Below are 15,897 nucleotides of genomic sequence, written 5' to 3' on the forward strand. Positions count from 1 at the left end.
CGGGCACCGCCTCAGCCGCGCTCGGCGTCCGTGAGCCGCGTACGCAGCCGCGTCATCGCGGCGGTGTGCATCTGGGAGATGCGCGACTCGGTCACGCCGAGCACCCGGCCGATCTCCGCGAGCGTCATGCCCTCGTAGTAGTACAGGACGACGACGATGCGCTCACGCTCCCCGAGCTGCTCGATCGAGCGCGCCAGCAGGTGAGCCGTCTCCGCGTCGGCGAGCGTGCCCGCCGGGTCGTCGATCCGGTCGTCGCACAGCGTGTCGCCGAGCGAGACGCCACCGGTGCGGTCCTCGCCGCCGAGCAGCTCGTCGAGGGCCGCGAGGTTCGACGTCGCGAGCTGGGAGCACACCTGACGCAGCTCGCCCACCGGCACCTGCAGGTGCGCCGCGAGCTCCGCCTCGGTGGGGGCGCGGTGCAGCGTGGCCTCGAGCTCGGCCTGGGCGCGGTCGATCGAGCGCGCCTTGGTCCGCACCGAGCGCGGGACCCAGTCCATCGCCCGCAGCTCGTCGATGATCGCGCCGCGGATGCGCGAGGACGCGTACGACTCGAACTTCACCGACCGGTCGAGCTGGTACTTCTCGATCGCGTCGATCAGGCCGAACATGCCGTAGGAGACCAGGTCCGCCTGCTCGACCGTCGCGGGCAGGCGCATCCCCACGCGACCCGCGACCGCGGACACGAGCGACGCGTAGTGCAGGATCAGGGCGTCGCGGTGCGCGCGCTCCCCCGTGCTCTTGTACGCGGTCCACACGTCCGTGACGTCCGCGGGCTGCACGCCACGCTGCGTCGGGACCTCGGGCAGCGCGATGACGTCGGCGAGGTCGACGAGCTCGGCGGTGACGACCTCGTCGGCGAGGTCCGCACCGGCCTGCTCGGCGTCGACGAGCGCGGCGTCGGGCACGAGCGTGTCGAGCTCGACGGCGTCGTCGAGCTCGACCGCGAACACCCCGCGCTGCTGCGGGATCGTCCCGACGGGGGCCGCGTCGTCACGAGCGACGGCACGCACCGCTGCGGGCGCGTCCAGGTGGATCGTCATGGTGGCTGTCCGTCCTCAGGCCCGGGGGTGTGCCTGCGCGTAGGCCGAGCGGAGGCGCTCGGCGGAGACGTGGGTGTAACGCTGGGTGGTCGAGAGGCTGGAGTGGCCGAGGATCTCCTGCACGCTGCGCAGGTCCGACCCTCCTTCCAGGAGGTGGGTCGCCGCGGAGTGGCGCATGCCGTGGGGGGCGAGGTCGACGCCCGTCACGCTCGTCGCGCGGTGCACGACGGTGCGGACCTGACGCTGGTCGACGCGACCGCCGCGCGCGCCGACGAACAGCGCGTCGCCGGTGGTGGCGACCTGTCCGCGCACTCGCAGCCACGCGTCGAGCGCGCGGGCCGCGGGGACGCCGAACGGCACGACGCGCTGCTTGTCACCCTTGCCCGTGACCCGCACGGTGCGCTGCGCGAGGTCCACGTCGGCGACGTCCGCGCCGCACAGCTCAGCGACCCGCGCGCCGGTGGCGTACAGGAGCTCGAGCATCGCCCAGTCCCGCACGCTCAGGGGCTCGGTGTCGTCCGCCAGCGCCGCGAGCGCGTCGAGTGCCTCGCGGGCGCCGTCCTGCGTGAGCACCGCCGGCAGCGTGGCCGCGGTGCGCGGCGACGCGAGCCGCAGCGCCGGGTCGGCCGCGACGCGACCGGTGCGCGTGGCCCACGCGAAGAACGTGCGGGCGCTCGCGCCGCGACGGGCGAGCGTCGCACGGCTGCGCTGGTCGGCGGCCATCGAGGCGAGCCAGGCGCGCAGCGTCGCGAGGTCGACGTCGGTCAGCTCGGCCGCGCCGTGGCGGGCGGCGTAGCCGAGCAGCGCGTCGACGTCCCCGACGTAGGCGCGCACGGTGTGGGGGGACAACCCGCGCACCGTGCCCAGATAGGTCGAGAAGTCCGCGAGCAGGCGCGCACGAGCAGGCGCCTGGGCGGTGATCTCGGCCACGTTCATGCGAATACGGTGACGGCTTTACGACCCGGGAACAAGCCTCGAATTCACCCGTGCGGACTAACGCCGCGTATTTGTTTCCCGATTGTCCGAATTGGACCGGACATTCTGCGCAGACCGGTGACGCGTTTCACCCGCTGCGTAACGCAGATCACACCGGACTCGCCGTCCAGCCTCCGCCCTCGTTCCTCGCGAGGCCCGCGAGCTCGAGCAGACCGAGCGCCGCGATCGCATCGGCGGACGAGACGCCAGCCGCTCGGGCAACCGTCTCGGCGGGCCGGGGCGCGCGGGTCCCGAGCGCGTCGTGCACCCGTCGCGCGAGCGGATCGACACCGTCGAGCGCACGCGCCGGCCCCTCGCGCTCGGGGGCCGCGTCCGTGCCGATCGCGCCGGCGAGCTCGAGCACCTCGGCGGCGTCGGTGACGCAGACCGCCGCCCCGTCGCGCAGGAGCCGGTGGCACCCGGCCGACGCCATCGAGGTGACCGGACCCGGCACGGCACCGACCGGGCGGCCGATGCGCAGCGCGTGGTGCGCGGTCGACAGCGCACCGGACCGCCACGCCGCCTCGACCACGACCGTGGCCGACCCGAGCGCCGCGATCAGGCGGTTGCGCTGCAGGAACCGGCTGCGGGTCGGCAGGCTGCCCGGCGGCACCTCGCCGACGACCGCGCCGCCGCTCGCCACGGCCTCCTCCACGAGGCGCGCGTTGCCCGCGGGGTACGCGCGGTCCACGCCGCCCGCGACGACGACGACCGTGCGACCGCCGGCCGCGAGCGCGCCGCGGTGCGCGGCCGCGTCGATCCCGTACGCCCCGCCCGAGACGACCACGCGGCCGGCCCGCGCCAGCCCCACGGCGAGGTCGACCGCCACCCCCTCGCCGTACGCCGTGGCCGCGCGCGCACCGACGAGGGCGACGACTGCCGCCGCTCCCAGCTCACCGCGCACCCACAGGCAGCTCGGAGCGCCGGCCCCGAGCGCGTCGAGGCCGGACGGCCAGTCCGGGTCACCCGGCACCACGACCCGCGCGGCCGCTCGCGTCGGCGGCGGTCCACCAGGAGACCAGCCCTCCACCCCCAGCCGCCGGGCCCGTGGGCCCCACCGCGCCACCGCGCGGCTCAGGCGGGCAGCGGCCCGCGGCGAGGCCGACTGCGGCAGCGCGGTGCGTCCGCCCGCGTTCGCGACGACCCAGCGCCACGCCTCCGCCGCGCCCAGCTGCGCGAGAAGCGCACCCGCGACCTCGTCGCCCGGCTCGGCCAGCGCGCTCCACGCCGCGCGCGCCCATCGCTCCTCGTCGCCGACGCCCCGACCGTCCGTGCCCACGGGGCCCGTCGTCGTCCGGCCCGTGAGGCCGCCCTCGGCGGTCATGCGCCCCTCCCCCGGGTCCGCAGCGCGAGCGCGCGGCCCACGTCCGACCGGTCGGGCGCCGCGCGTCCCGCGAGGTCGGCGACGGTCCAGGCGACCCGCAGCACGCGGTCGGCGCCGCGCCGGCTCAGCGTCCCGCGGTCGACCGCCCGGTCGAGGTCCGCGACGAGCGAGCGGTCCGGCCCGAGCCGCTCGCGCAGCCAGGAGCCGGGTGCCTGCGCGCACGTGCGCCACGGCAGCCCGGCGAACCGCTCGGCCTGCGCCGCGCGCGCCTCGGCCACGCGACGCGCGACGACACGGGTCGGCTCGCCGGTCGCGTCCGTCGCACGTGACGGCTGCAGCTCGACCTGCAGGTCGACCCGGTCGAGGAGGGGTCCGGACAGCTTGGCGAGGTAGCGGCGGCGCTGCTCCGGGCGGCACGTGCACGCGAGACCCTTGCCGACCGCCATGCCGCACGGGCACGGGTTGGCCGCGAGGACCAGCTGGAACCGCGCGGGGTAGCGTGCCGCCCCCTGCGCACGGTGCAGCACGAGCTCACCGTGCTCGAGCGGCTGGCGCAGGGTCTGCAGCACGGCGGTCGTGAACTCCGGCGCCTCGTCCAGGAACAGCACGCCCAGGTGCGCGCGCGACGCCGCGCCGGGACGCGGGATGCCGGAGCCACCGCCGATCACGCTCGCGGGCGTCGCGGTGTGGTGCGGGTCCTCGTAGGGCGGGCGGCGCAGCAGCCCGTCGCCCGCGTCGAAGGTCCCCGCGACGGAGTGGATCGCGGTGACCTCGACAGCCTCGTCCTCGGTGAGGTCGGGCAGCAGGCCCGGCAGGCGAGCCGCGAGCATCGTCTTGCCCGTGCCCGGCGGGCCGACCATGAGCAGGTGGTGCCCGCCCGCGGCCGCGACCTCGAGGCACAGCCGTGCCTCGTCCTGCCCGACGACGTCCACGAGGTCCGGGACGACCACGCCCGGCGCGGCCACCACCGGCTCTGCCGCCGCCGGCGCGACCTCGGGCACCTCGACGGCCGCCCCGTGCGCGGCCAGCACGTGCGCGAGCGTGCGCGCCCCGCGCACCTGCGCACCGGGAACGAGCGCCGCCTCCGCGACGCTCGCCTCGGGCACGACGACGCGCGGACGCCCCGCCGCCACGGCTGCGACGACGGCGGGCAGCACGCCGCGCACGGGACGCAGCCGCCCGTCGAGGCCGAGCTCGCCCAGGTGCACGACGCCGCGCACGCGCTCCGGGTCCACGACCCCCGCCCCCGCGAGCGCCGCGACCGCGATCGCGAGGTCGAAGCCCGAGCCCGACTTCGGCAGGGTCGCGGGCGAGAGGTTCACGGTCACCCGCCGGTTGGGCCACGTGAGCCCGGTGGACGCGACTGCCGCGCGGACGCGGTCCCGCGACTCCGCGAGGGACGTGTCCGGCAGCCCGACGAGCGTGAACGCCGGCAGCGCCGCCGCGAGGTGCGCCTCGACCTCGACGACGTGCCCGACCATGCCGACGAGCGCGACGCACAGCGTGCCGCCCAGCGCCACGTCAGCACACCCCCCGCAGGTGCTCGACCTGCGCCGCGCCGGCGCGCGGCAGCAGCACGGCGATGACGTCCACCCGCACCGACGCGACCCGTCGGTCGTGCTCCGCGAGCCACTGCGCCGCGAGCCGCCGGATGCGCGCCAGCTTGCGCCAGGTCACCGCCTCGGCGGGCGTCCCGTAGGCGGTCGAGCGCCGCGTCTTGACCTCGACGACCACGAGCTCGTCGCCGTCCATCCCCACGAGGTCGAGCTCGCCGTACCGGCACCGCCAGTTGCGGTCCAGCACGCGCCAGCCGCTCGCCTCGACGTGAGCCGCAGCCACGTCCTCCCCGTACCGCCCGACGGCGTCCTTCGCGCGCACGCGCACCACCTCCGCCGCCGATCGTGGCGGCGCGGGTACCCACGCCGGGCACGTGCCTGCGTGGTCTGTGGACGCGCGGCGCGGGACGCGGGGCTGGGGTCGGGTCGCGCCGGTGCAGGGGTCAGCGCGGGAAGCCCGCGCCCCCGCCCAGGTCGAGCTCCGCCTTCGCCAGCTCCTCGACGTTGACGTCCTTGAACGTCACGACGCGCACCGACTTCACGAAGCGTGCCGAGCGGTACACGTCCCACACCCAGGCGTCGGCGAGCGTCAGCTCGAAGTACACCTCACCGGCGGCCGAGCGGACCTGCAGGTCCACGTGGTTCGCCAGGTAGAACCGGCGCTCGGTCTCCACCACGTACGAGAACAGGTTCACGACGTCCCGGTACTCGCGGTAGAGCGCGAGCTCCATGTCGGTCTCGTAGTTCTCCAGGTCCTCGGCGCTCACGTGCTCATCATCCCCCACGCGGCGGCGTCGTCGTCCAGCCGCGCCGCAGCGGTCGCGTCCGTCGGGAGGGCCGCCTCGCCCGACGAGCCCGTCAGGCGCCACGAGCGGCGGTGCAGCACGCACGGCCCGAGCTCGCGCAGCGCCGCCAGGTGGTCGGGACTCGCGTAGCCCTTGTTCTCGTCCCAGCGGAAGTGCGGGTGCTGCGCGGCGAGCTCGACCATGAGGGAGTCTCGCTCGCACTTCGCGAGCACGCTCGCGGCCGCGACGCTCGCGCACGTGCGGTCCGCCTTGACCCTCAGGTGCACGCGCGGAGCGGTGAGCACGGGCGCGTCGAGGGCGAACAGGTCCCCCTGCGCGGGAGGCGTGAGCCAGTCGTGCGAGCCGTCGAGCACGACGACGTCCACGGGGCCGGTCGTCGCGCACGCCGCCCCCAGGGCCCGGTGCCCGGCCAGCCGCAGTGCCGCGATGATCCCGAGCTCGTCGATCTCCGCGGCGCTCGCGTGGCCGACGGCCCGCGCGAGACCCCACCGCGCCAGCCGAGGCAGCAGCGCGGTGCGCGCGGCCGGCGACAGCAGCTTGGAGTCGGCGACGCCCTGCGGCGCGGACCTGGTACCCGCGTCGACCACGACGACACCGACCGACACCGGACCCGCCAGCGACCCCCGGCCCACCTCGTCCATCCCCGCGACGAGCCGTGCGCCGCCCCGCAGGAGCGTGCGCTCGAGGCGCAGGTGCGGGCCGGGACGCGGCGCGCGGACCCGCGTCGTCGTCGAACGGTCGTCCAGCGCGGTCATGACGGGTCGGGGACGTCCTTGAACGTCTCGCCGGGGTTGTGCAGCACCTCGGCGTGGTCGAGCGGCCAGACGAGCACGAACGCCTTGCCGACGACGTTCCCGAGCGGGATCGAGCCGCCCCCGGCGTCGCCGAGGTGCGCGCGCGAGTCCCGCGAGCTCTGCCGGTTGTCGCCCATCACCCACAGGCTGTCCGGAGGCACGGTGACGTCGAACGCGAGCTGGCTCGGCATCGCGCCCGCCGCGAGGTACGGCTCGTCGATCGCGACCCCGTTGACCGTCAGCGGCTCGCCCGGACCGTCGCACGCCACGCGGTCGCCGGGCAGCCCGATGACGCGCTTGACCAGGTGCTCGCCCGCGTCCTGCGGGTAGAGGCCGATGAAGGTGAGGACGTCGTTGAGGGTGTGCCGCCAGCCCGTGGTGACCTCGGGCTCCTGCCCGTCGAGCCAGCCGCCCGGGTCCTTGAACACGACGATGTCGCCGCGCTCGAGGTCGAACGGACCGGGCGTCAGCTTGCTGACCATGATGCGGTCGTTCACGAGCAGCGTGTCGTACATCGACGAGCTCGGGATGAAGAACGCCTGCACCAGGAACGTCTTGATGAGCCAGGACAGCACGAGCGCCGAGACCAGGATGATGCCCGTCTCGCGCAGCAGCGACCCACCCGCGCTCGTCCTGCGCCGCGGGCCCTGGCCGCGCTCGGCGCGCCGCCGGTCCGCCCTGCCGATGGGCTCGACCGGCGTCGTCGCCTCGTCGGGACCGTTCGCGGGCTTCCCGTCGTTGCGGTCGGCGGGCGTCGCCGCGGCGTCCGCGGTCCACGTCTCCGGTTCGTGCATGCTCGTCTGCTCCGTCTCCCCGCGCCCCGGTGGCACCGCTGCCCCGGCCTGCCCCTGCTCGCTCCCCTGCGCGCTCACCTGCCGGCTCACCGGGCCGGGCGCCGACCGGCCGAGAGCGCCGTCGGGCGTCCGTTCGTCGTCGGGTCCCAGGGTCACCGGGACACTCTCGCACGCCTGGCCGTGTGCGCGGTGCACGGATCGCGACATGAGCGACGTGAACGACATGAGCGACGTGAACGACGTGAACGACGTGGACGCCGCGGGCGTCGTGGGCCGACACGCCGTGAGGGCGGCCACCCGGAGGTGGCCGCCCTCACGGACGGGAGTCGTGCGCGTCGACTCAGGCCTGGGCGGCCGTGTTCTCGCGCTTCTCCTTGATCTTGGCCTTCTTGCCCCGCAGGCCGCGCAGGTAGTACAGCTTCGCGCGGCGGACGTCACCGCGGGTGACGACCTCGATGGACTCCAGCGAGGGCGCGTGCACGGGGAACGTGCGCTCGACGCCGACCTGGAAGCTGATCTTGCGGACGGTGAACGTCTCGCGGACGCCCGCACCCTGGCGGGCGATGACGACGCCCTGGAACGCCTGGACGCGCGAGCGGTTGCCCTCGACGACCTTGACGTTGACCTTGACGGTGTCGCCCGGGCGGAACTCCGGGATGTCGGACCGCAGCGCGGCGGCGTCGACCTGGTCCAGCGTGTGCATGCTGATCTCCTCGTCCTGCGCACGGGTCAGGAGCGTGATGTCGGGGGCGGGCACGCGTCACGCGCGGGCTCGTCCCGGTGGTCTGGTCGTGGTGCGTCCGGACCGGCTCGGCCGGGACCGGTGGGTCGTCGGTCGTCTCCCCCGTGGCAGAGACGCGACCGCGCGCGCACCAGCGGACAAGTCTGCCACAGGGCCGGTGGCGCCGGGTAATCGGGCGCCGGGTCGGCGACCTGACGTGACGCGACGTGACGTGAGGCGATGCGACGTGACCGAGGGCGCCTCACCCGTCGCCGGGTCGCGACGCCGGAGGTGCCGCCGGCTCGTCGTGCTGCGCGAGCACCTCCCGGTCGTGCCGGTCGAGCGCACCCTCGTCGAGCGCCGCCAGCATGTCGGGACGGCGCTGCGCGGTGCGGTGCAGCGCCTCGTCGCGACGCCACCGCGCGATCCGGGCGTGGTGTCCCGAGAGCAGCACGTCGGGGACGTCGAGCCCACGCCACGACGGCGGCTTGGTGTACACGGGGTACTCGAGCAGCCCCGCCTCGCCGTGCGACTCCTCCACGAGCGAGTGCGGGTTGCCGACGACTCCAGGCAGCAGCCGCGCGACCGCCTCGACGAGCACGAGCGCGGCGACCTCACCGCCGTTGAGCACGTAGTCGCCGATCGAGTACTCCGTCACGCGCACGCCCGCGGCGCGGTAGTGCTCGGCGACCCGGGCGTCGATCCCCTCGTACCTCCCGCACGCGACGACGAGGTGCGCGTCCTGCGCGACCGCGTGCGCCGTGCGCTGCGTGAGGACCTCGCCCGACGGCGTCGGCAGCAGCAGGTGCGCCCCCGGCGTGAGGACGTCGTCGAGCGCCGCGCCCCACACGTCCGGCCGCATCACCATGCCCGCGCCACCGCCGAACGGGGTGTCGTCGACCGTCCGGTGCCGGTCGGTGGTCCAGTCGCGCAGGTCGTGCACGCGCAGGTCGAGGATCCCCGCCTCGCGCGCCTTGCCGACGAGCGAGAGCCGCAGCGGCGCGAGGTAGTCCGGGAAGATCGTCAGGACGTCGACGCGCACGGGGGTCAGCCGTCCCGACCGTCGGGGCCCGCGGCGTCCGGCGCCGAGTCCTCGTCGGGACCGTCCGGGCCGCCCGACGTCTCGTCGGACACCACGAGGTTCGCCGCGTCCGACGCGAGCAGGCCGCCCGGCGGGTCGAGCACGACCCGACCGCCCGGCACGTCCACGACCGGCACGATCGCCCGCACGAACGGCACGAGCGTGCGCGCGCCGTCCGGCTCACGCAGGACGAGCACGTCCTGCGCCGGCAGGTGCTCGAGCCCGACGACCTCGCCCAGCACACGGCCGTCGACGTGCTCGACGCGCAGCCCGCGCAGCTCGTGCGGGTACCAGGCGTCCTCCTCGTCGGAGGCCTCGTCCTCCACCACCAGCGACACACCGCGCAGCGCCTCGGCCGCGCTGCGGTCGCTCACCTGCGCGAACGTCGCGTACCAGCGTCCCTGCTGGACGCGCGTGCGCACCACGGTCAGCGGCCCGACGCCCGCACGGTCGGTGCCGAGCACCGTCCCGTCGGCAAGGCGCTCGTCGGGGGTGTCGGTCCGCAGGTCGAGCGCGACCTCGCCGCGCAGCCCGTGCGCGCGTCCGACGCGTGCCACCGTCAGCAGCATGTGGGGGTCCTCCTCAGGACGGGTTCGGGACGACGAGAGGCCCGGCCCCAGGGTAGGGGCCGGGCCTCTCGTCACGCGGCTCGGTGGCCGCGCGACGGCTCGTGCTCGTCGGCTCCGCGGGTCAGCGGCGGTCGACGTCGACCACGTCGACGCGCACCGGACCCTCGGTCGACAGCGCGCCGACGACCGTCCGCAGCGCCTTCGCGGTGCGGCCGCTGCGGCCGATCACGCGCCCGAGGTCGTCCGGGTGGACCCGGACCTCGAGCAGCTCACCACGGCGCAGCGCCACCGCGCTCACCCGGACGTCGTCCGGGTGGTCGACGATGCCGCGCACCAGGTGCTCGAGCGCGTCGGCGAGCATCAGGCCTGCTCGTCCTCGGCGGCGGCCTCGGCCGGCGCCCCGTCGGCCGGCGCCTCGTCGGCGACGACCTTCTTCTCGGACGCCGTCGCCTTGACCTTCTCGGCGTCGGCGGCGGCAGCCTCGACGGCGGCCTTCGGGTCGGCCTTGCCGGCCTTGACCTTCAGCGTGCCCTCGGCACCCGGCAGGCCCTTGAACTTCTGCCAGTCGCCGGTGACCTTGAGGAGCGCGAGCACCTGCTCGGTCGGCTGCGCGCCGACGCCGAGCCAGTACTGCGCACGCTCCGAGGAGATGTCGATGAGCGACGGCTCCTCGGTCGGGTGGTACTTGCCGATCTCCTCGATGACGCGGCCGTCACGCTTGGTGCGCGAGTCCGCGACGACGACACGGTAATACGGCGCCCGGATCTTGCCGAGACGCTTCAGACGGATCTTGGTGGCCACGTTGTGGTCTTCTCCTGGGATTCAGCAGGGTGCCCCGCCAGCCTGCCCGTGGGGTTGGGCGGCCGGAGGCGGCGAAGGACGCGACGAGAGCAGGTAGAGGGGCTGCACCCGACGTGTACAGCCGACCATCATGCCAGACGTTCGGCGGCCTTCCCAAGCCGCGCGCGGTCGACCACGTACCAGCCGATCGCGACGGCCGACGCGGCCAACGCTGCCAGCAGGAGCCACGGCGCGGCGTCGCCGAGTCGGGCCACCACCCACGAGTCGCCGAGCAGGATCGACAGTGTCGAGCGGGGCGGGTCCACGTCACCCCCGTCGTACATCGCGCCGTAGCCCACGAGCACGCCGAGGCCGATGCCCCACGCGAACCTGCGGTACCGCCGCGGCGCGTGACCGACCTGCTTGCGCACGGCGCCGAGGCCGACCAGCGGCAGCGTCACGATCCACGCGGCAGCGACGGGCAGCGCGATCGTCACGGGCGCCAGGGCGAGCACGACGAGCACGAACCAGCCGGCCGCGTAGAGCTTTGCGGCCACCCCGAGCACGACCCCGAGCCAGACGACCGCTGCGGCAACGACGTCGGCGACCGTCGGGCGGTTGCGCGCTGGGGCTGTCACGACGGCCGGGGCGGGTGGCAGCGTGCCGCTCCCGGCACCGACGGTCGGCGCGGAGGAGGCAGGGTCTGCCTCGTCCGGTGCGGCACTGCTCGGCGTGGCGCTGCTCACGGAGAACTCCTGTCGACGCGCGACCGCACGGTGCGGTCGCGCGCAGCGAACCAGACGGAGTCCGGAAGATGCCAGTTCGACCTGCACATTCACCCGTCTGGGCTCGACGCATTTCCCCGTGCGGGCTGGACCGGGGACTCGACACCGGTCACGTCCGTCAGACGTGACGCGTGCCGCGCAGGACGACCGCGGCGGGCTCGTGCAGCGTGCTCACGTCCGTGCGCGGGTCGCGGTCGTACACGACGACGTCGGCGCTCGCGCCCTCGGCGATGGCGTCCACGCCGAGCCACGCGCGGGTGCGCCAGCTCGCCGCGGCGACGACGTCACGGGCCGGGATGCCCGCCGCCGCGAGCTCGGCCGCCTCGTCGGCGATCCGGCCGTGCCCGATCGTGCCGCCCGCGTCCGTCCCCACCAGGACCGGCACGCCCGCGTCGTGCAGGTCGCGCACGTGGGCGTGGCGTCGCGCCCCCATGGCGCGCATGCGTGCCGCGAACCGGGGGAACCGCGCGGCACCCTGGTCGGCGATCGCGTCGAACTGCGCGACCTGGAGCAGCGTGGCGGTCACCGGGATGCCGAGCGTCGCGATCCGGTCGACGTGCGCGGGTGTCGCGCCCGTCGCGTGCTCGAGGCAGTCCACGCCGGCGTCCAGGAGCGCGTCGAGCGACTCGGTGGCGAACGTGTGGGCCGTCACGCGCGCACCGCTGTCGTGCGCCGCACCCACGGCGTCCGCGAGCACGTCGTCGGGCCACAGCGGCGTCAGGTCGCCGCCGCCCGGCAGGTCCCGGTCGATCCAGTCGGCGACCAGCTTGACCCAGCCGTCGCCCCGCACCGCCTCGTGCCGCACCGCGCCGGGCAGGTCGCGCACGTCCTCGAGCTCGAGCCCGTAGTGCCGCAGGTACCGCTTGGGCCGCGCGAGGTGGTGGCCCGCGCGGATGAGTCGCGGCAGGTCCGGGCGCGCGTGCACCCAGGAGGTGTCCGCGGGCGAGCCCGCGTCGCGCACGAGCAGGACCCCCGAGTCGCGGTCGGCGACCGCCTGCCGCTCGGCGGTCACGGCGTCGACGGCGCCGTCCGCCGCGAGCCCGATGTGGCAGTGCACGTCGACCAGCCCGGGCAGCACCCAGCCCTCGAGCCTCGTCGTCGCGCCGCCCGCGGGGCGCTCGAACGTGAGCCGCCCGCCGACGACCCACACGTCGCCCACCTCGCGGTCGTCGTCGAGCACGACGGTGCCCGTCAGGTGCAGGACCTCGGGCGGACTCATGGGCGGGCGCGCCTCGCCGTCAGCGACCCAGGAACTTCTCGAGGCCCGCGGGCAGCTCGAGCGAGGCGGGGTCCGGCTCGGGTGCCTGGCGGCCGAGGCCGAACGCCGAGCCGGCGGGCGCGCTCGTCGCGGGGCGCCCCTCGAGCGCGGCCTTCTCCTGCGCGGCGCGCTTCGCCGGGTTGCCCGACTTGCCGCGCACCTTGCGCTGCGGCGCCGCCTTGCCACGCGCCTTCTTGCCCATGCCGGGCAGGTTCCCCATGCCGGGCATCGCGCCGGGCATGCCGCCCGACTTGGCCATCTGCCGCATCATCTTCTGCGCGCCGTCGAACCGCTCGAGGAGCTGGTTGACGTCGGTGGGCGTGGTGCCCGAGCCGCGCGCGATCCGGGCGCGCCGGGAGCCGTTGATGATCTTCGGGTTGTCCCGCTCGGCGGGCGTCATCGAGTGGATGATCGCCTCGATGCGGTCCACCTCGCGCTCGTCGAAGTTGTCGAGCGCGTCGCGCATCTGCGCCATGCCCGGCAGCATCCCGAACATCTTCTTGAGCGAGCCCATCTTGCGCAGCTGCTGCATCTGCTGCAGGAAGTCCGCGAGCGTGAACCCCTCGCCGCTCGCGAGCTTGCCGGCCATCTCCTGGGCCTGCTGCTCGTCGAACGCCTTCTCGGCCTGCTCGATGAGCGTGAGGACGTCGCCCATGTCGAGGATGCGCGACGCCATGCGGTCCGGGTGGAAGACCTCGAAGTCCGTGAGCTTCTCGCCCGTGCTCGCGTACATGATCGGTCGGCCGGTGACCGACGCGACCGACAGCGCGGCACCACCGCGCGCGTCGCCGTCGAGCTTGGACAGCACGACGCCCGTGAACCCGACGCCGTCGGCGAACGCCTGCGCCGTGGTCACGGCGTCCTGACCGATCATCGCGTCGATCACGAACAGGATCTCGTCGGGCTGCACGGCGTCGCGGATGTCCGCGGCCTGGGCCATCAGCTCGGCGTCGACGCCGAGCCGGCCGGCGGTGTCGACGATGAGCACGTCGTGCTGACGCGCCCGCGCCGTCTCGAGGCCCGCACGCGCGACCGCGACCGGGTCGGCCCCGGCGGGCAGCACGTCGTCGGCGCCCTGGTTGCCCGGGTGCGGCGCGAACACCGGCACGCCCGCGCGCTCACCCACGACCTGCAGCTGCGTCACCGCGTTCGGACGCTGCAGGTCCGCCGCGACGAGCAGCGGCGTGTGCCCCTCGCCCTTGAGCTGCAGCGCGAGCTTGCCCGCGAGCGTCGTCTTGCCCGCACCCTGCAGACCCGCGAGCAGGATGACGGTGGGCGGGTTCTTCGCGAAGCGCAGCGTGCGCGTCTCGCCGCCGAGGATCGCGACGAGCTCGTCGTTGACGATCTTGACGACCTGCTGCGCCGGGTTCAGCGCCTGCGACACCTCGGCCGACAGCGCGCGCTCGCGCACCGCGCCCGTGAACTGGCGCACCACGGGCACCGCGACGTCCGCGTCGAGCAGCGCGCGACGGATCTCGCGCACCGTGGCGTCGACGTCCGCCTCGGACAGCCGGCCCTTGGTGCGCAGGTTCTTGAACGTCGACGTCAGACGGTCGGACAGAGTGGCGAACACGTGCGTCCTCGCGGGAGAGGGATCAGGGTCGTCCCAGGGTACCCGGGGTGCCCGTCGCCCGGTCGCCCAGCCGCTCGCGCGCCCGCGCGACGAGGTCGTCGACGAGCCTCCCGCGCCACTGGCTCCACGCCGCGGTGCCCGCGGCCACCGCGTCCGCCTCGGTGAGCAGCCGCAGCGCGTGCAGCAGGTCCCCCCGGTGGTCGACCGCGTCGAGCAGCCGCGCGACGGTCGCGGGGTCGTCCGGGTCCGCGCTCGTCGCGAGCTCGACGAGCGTCAGGTGCTCCCGCACGAGCCGCGCGACGTCCGCCGCCACGTGCTCGCCGAAGCCCATGCGCTCGACGACCGGCCCCGCGAGGCGGGCGCCCTCGACCGAGTGGTCCCCCGCGCCCGCGCGCTTGCCGATGTCGTGCAGCAGCGCCGCGAGCAGCAGCGTGTCGCTCGGCGCACCCGACGCGAGCGCCGCGACGTTCGCCGCGGTCTCGACCATGTGCCGGTCCACCGTGTGCCGGTGCACGGGCGAGCGCTGCGGCCGGTTGCGCACGCCGGCCCACTCCGGGATCCAGGTGGTCACGACGCCCGCGAGGTCGAGCGCCTCCCAGATCGGCACCTGCGCGTGCCCCGCGCCGAGGACCTGCAGCAGGTAGGTGCGCGCCTGACGCGGCCACGGGGTCGACGGCGCCGGCGTCACGGTGAGGTGCTGCACCGACACCGGCGACAGCTGCAGGCCGGTGCGCGCCGCCGTCGCGGCCGCGCGCAACGCGAGCAGCGGGTCGTCCTCCGGCACCGCGTCGACGGCGAGCACGATCTCGTCGTTGTGCTGCACGAGGCCCTCGGCGATGGGCCGCAGCCGCGGGGGAAGCCGACGGCCGCGCACGAGCCGCGGCCCCCGCGCGGGCCGTTCGAGCGCTTGGCGCGCGTTGCGTGCCGTGGTGTCCAGCGCGTACGAGATGATCCGCGCGGCCTCCGCGACGCTCGCGAGCAGGTCGTCGCGGTCGTCGAACCCGACGAGCTCGGCGACCTCGTCCTGGTCGGCCAGCAGGAGGCGGTTGGTGTGGCGACGCGTCGCCACCTGGACGGCGTCACGCACGTCGAGCAGGTGCGCGTAGGCGTGGTCGACCGCGCCGTGCGGGCGGTCCGTGAGCCACGTCGCCGCGAGCGCCGAGAGCACCACGGCGTCCCGGATCCCGCCGCGCGCCTCCTTGAGCTCGGGCTCGATGAGGTACGCGAGCTCGCCGTGCCGCTCCGCGCGCTGGCGGGTCGAGGCGAGCAGCTCCGGCAGACGACGACGCGCCGCGGCGCGCCAGTCCTCGAGCAGCGCGGACGTCGCCCGTGCGATCACCACGGGGTCCCCCGCGACGTGCTGCAGGTCGAGCATCCCCACCGCCGCGGGCAGGTCCTTGGACGCGACCTGCCGGCACTGCGCCAGCGAGCGCACCGAGTGGTCGAGGTCGAGGCCCGCGTCCCAGATCGGGTACCACAGCCGCTGCGCGAGCGACTGCAGGTCCTGCGCGGACCGCGAGCGCCCCTCGTGCACCAGCAGCAGGTCGAGGTCGGAGACCGGGCTCGCGTCGCCGCGGCCGACCGAGCCGACCACGCCGAGCGCGACGCCCGCCGCGTCCTCGCCCGCGGTGGCCTCGGCCCAGAGCTCCGCGAGCCGGTGACGCACCAGGCCGGAGATCCGGCTGCGGCGTGCCACGCCGTCGCTCGTCGGGCCCGTCAGCGCGCTCGCGAGCTCGAGCCGCTCGACACGCAGGTCCCGCACCCCACGAGCGGGGTGCGGGACCTGCGTGTCGTTCGCGTCCCCGGCCGCGCCCCCCACAGGCGACCGTTCGTCGGACATC

Annotated in this window: 17 protein-coding genes; all 17 read right to left on the reverse strand. The window is 75.2% G+C overall.

The window, feature by feature from the left end; translation table 11 throughout:
* Positions 1-11: 11 nt before the first annotated feature.
* A complete protein-coding gene (locus CUD01_RS02450) occupies positions 12-1,040 on the reverse strand; it encodes a FliA/WhiG family RNA polymerase sigma factor (RefSeq protein WP_208405417.1) in 1,029 nt (342 codons plus the stop codon).
* Between the two features lie 15 nt (positions 1,041-1,055).
* The gene (locus CUD01_RS02455; protein WP_141318447.1) at positions 1,056-1,976 is read right to left on the reverse strand and encodes a tyrosine recombinase XerC; all 921 of its coding nucleotides are present in this window, start codon (positions 1,974-1,976) and stop codon (positions 1,056-1,058) included.
* Positions 1,977-2,124: 148 nt separating this feature from the next.
* A complete protein-coding gene (dprA, locus tag CUD01_RS02460) occupies positions 2,125-3,339 on the reverse strand; it encodes a DNA-processing protein DprA (protein WP_141318449.1) in 1,215 nt (404 codons plus the stop codon).
* Complete coding sequence (locus CUD01_RS02465; protein WP_141318451.1) at positions 3,336-4,859, reverse strand: YifB family Mg chelatase-like AAA ATPase; 1,524 nt, start codon at positions 4,857-4,859, stop codon at positions 3,336-3,338. Before CUD01_RS02465 ends, dprA begins: the two co-directional genes overlap by 4 nt.
* A 1-nt stretch (position 4,860) precedes the next feature.
* On the reverse strand, positions 4,861-5,217 hold the full coding sequence (locus CUD01_RS02470; protein WP_141318453.1) for a YraN family protein: 357 nt from the start codon (positions 5,215-5,217) through the stop codon (positions 4,861-4,863).
* A gap of 121 nt (positions 5,218-5,338) precedes the next feature.
* A complete protein-coding gene (locus tag CUD01_RS02475; protein WP_094179733.1) occupies positions 5,339-5,662 on the reverse strand; it encodes a DUF2469 domain-containing protein in 324 nt (107 codons plus the stop codon).
* The gene (rnhB, locus tag CUD01_RS02480; protein ID WP_141318455.1) at positions 5,659-6,456 is read right to left on the reverse strand and encodes a ribonuclease HII; all 798 of its coding nucleotides are present in this window, start codon (positions 6,454-6,456) and stop codon (positions 5,659-5,661) included. The genes CUD01_RS02475 and rnhB overlap by 4 nt, the downstream gene beginning before the upstream one ends.
* A complete protein-coding gene (gene lepB / locus CUD01_RS02485; RefSeq protein WP_244937616.1) occupies positions 6,453-7,445 on the reverse strand; it encodes a signal peptidase I in 993 nt (330 codons plus the stop codon). Before lepB ends, rnhB begins: the two co-directional genes overlap by 4 nt.
* A 184-nt stretch (positions 7,446-7,629) precedes the next feature.
* Positions 7,630-7,992, reverse strand: coding sequence for a 50S ribosomal protein L19 (gene rplS, locus CUD01_RS02495; protein WP_094182086.1), 363 nt, complete (start codon positions 7,990-7,992; stop codon positions 7,630-7,632).
* A 280-nt stretch (positions 7,993-8,272) separates the two neighbouring features.
* A complete protein-coding gene (gene trmD / locus CUD01_RS02500) occupies positions 8,273-9,052 on the reverse strand; it encodes a tRNA (guanosine(37)-N1)-methyltransferase TrmD (RefSeq protein ID WP_141318459.1) in 780 nt (259 codons plus the stop codon).
* A 5-nt stretch (positions 9,053-9,057) separates the two neighbouring features.
* Positions 9,058-9,660: a ribosome maturation factor RimM gene (gene rimM, locus CUD01_RS02505; RefSeq protein WP_094179730.1), complete on the reverse strand. Its 603-nt coding sequence runs from the start codon at positions 9,658-9,660 to the stop codon at positions 9,058-9,060.
* A 121-nt stretch (positions 9,661-9,781) separates the two neighbouring features.
* Complete coding sequence (locus CUD01_RS02510; protein WP_094179729.1) at positions 9,782-10,021, reverse strand: RNA-binding protein; 240 nt, start codon at positions 10,019-10,021, stop codon at positions 9,782-9,784.
* Positions 10,021-10,461, reverse strand: a complete 441-nt coding sequence (gene rpsP / locus CUD01_RS02515; RefSeq protein WP_141318460.1) for a 30S ribosomal protein S16 — start codon at positions 10,459-10,461, stop codon at positions 10,021-10,023. The genes CUD01_RS02510 and rpsP overlap by 1 nt, the downstream gene beginning before the upstream one ends.
* Before the next feature lie 128 nt (positions 10,462-10,589).
* On the reverse strand, positions 10,590-11,186 hold the full coding sequence (locus tag CUD01_RS02520; protein WP_141318462.1) for a hypothetical protein: 597 nt from the start codon (positions 11,184-11,186) through the stop codon (positions 10,590-10,592).
* 157 nt (positions 11,187-11,343) lie between these two features.
* Positions 11,344-12,444: an amidohydrolase family protein gene (locus CUD01_RS02525; RefSeq protein ID WP_141318464.1), complete on the reverse strand. Its 1,101-nt coding sequence runs from the start codon at positions 12,442-12,444 to the stop codon at positions 11,344-11,346.
* A gap of 19 nt (positions 12,445-12,463) precedes the next feature.
* Positions 12,464-14,056 (reverse strand): signal recognition particle protein, encoded by a 1,593-nt coding sequence (gene ffh / locus CUD01_RS02530; protein WP_094179725.1) that lies wholly within the window; start codon positions 14,054-14,056, stop codon positions 12,464-12,466.
* 22 nt (positions 14,057-14,078) lie between these two features.
* A complete protein-coding gene (locus CUD01_RS02535) occupies positions 14,079-15,896 on the reverse strand; it encodes a [protein-PII] uridylyltransferase family protein (RefSeq protein WP_141318466.1) in 1,818 nt (605 codons plus the stop codon).
* Position 15,897: the final 1 nt, after the last annotated feature.

It is taken from the genome of Cellulomonas uda (assembly GCF_006538705.1).
Classification (GTDB): Bacteria; Actinomycetota; Actinomycetes; order Actinomycetales; family Cellulomonadaceae; genus Cellulomonas; species Cellulomonas uda.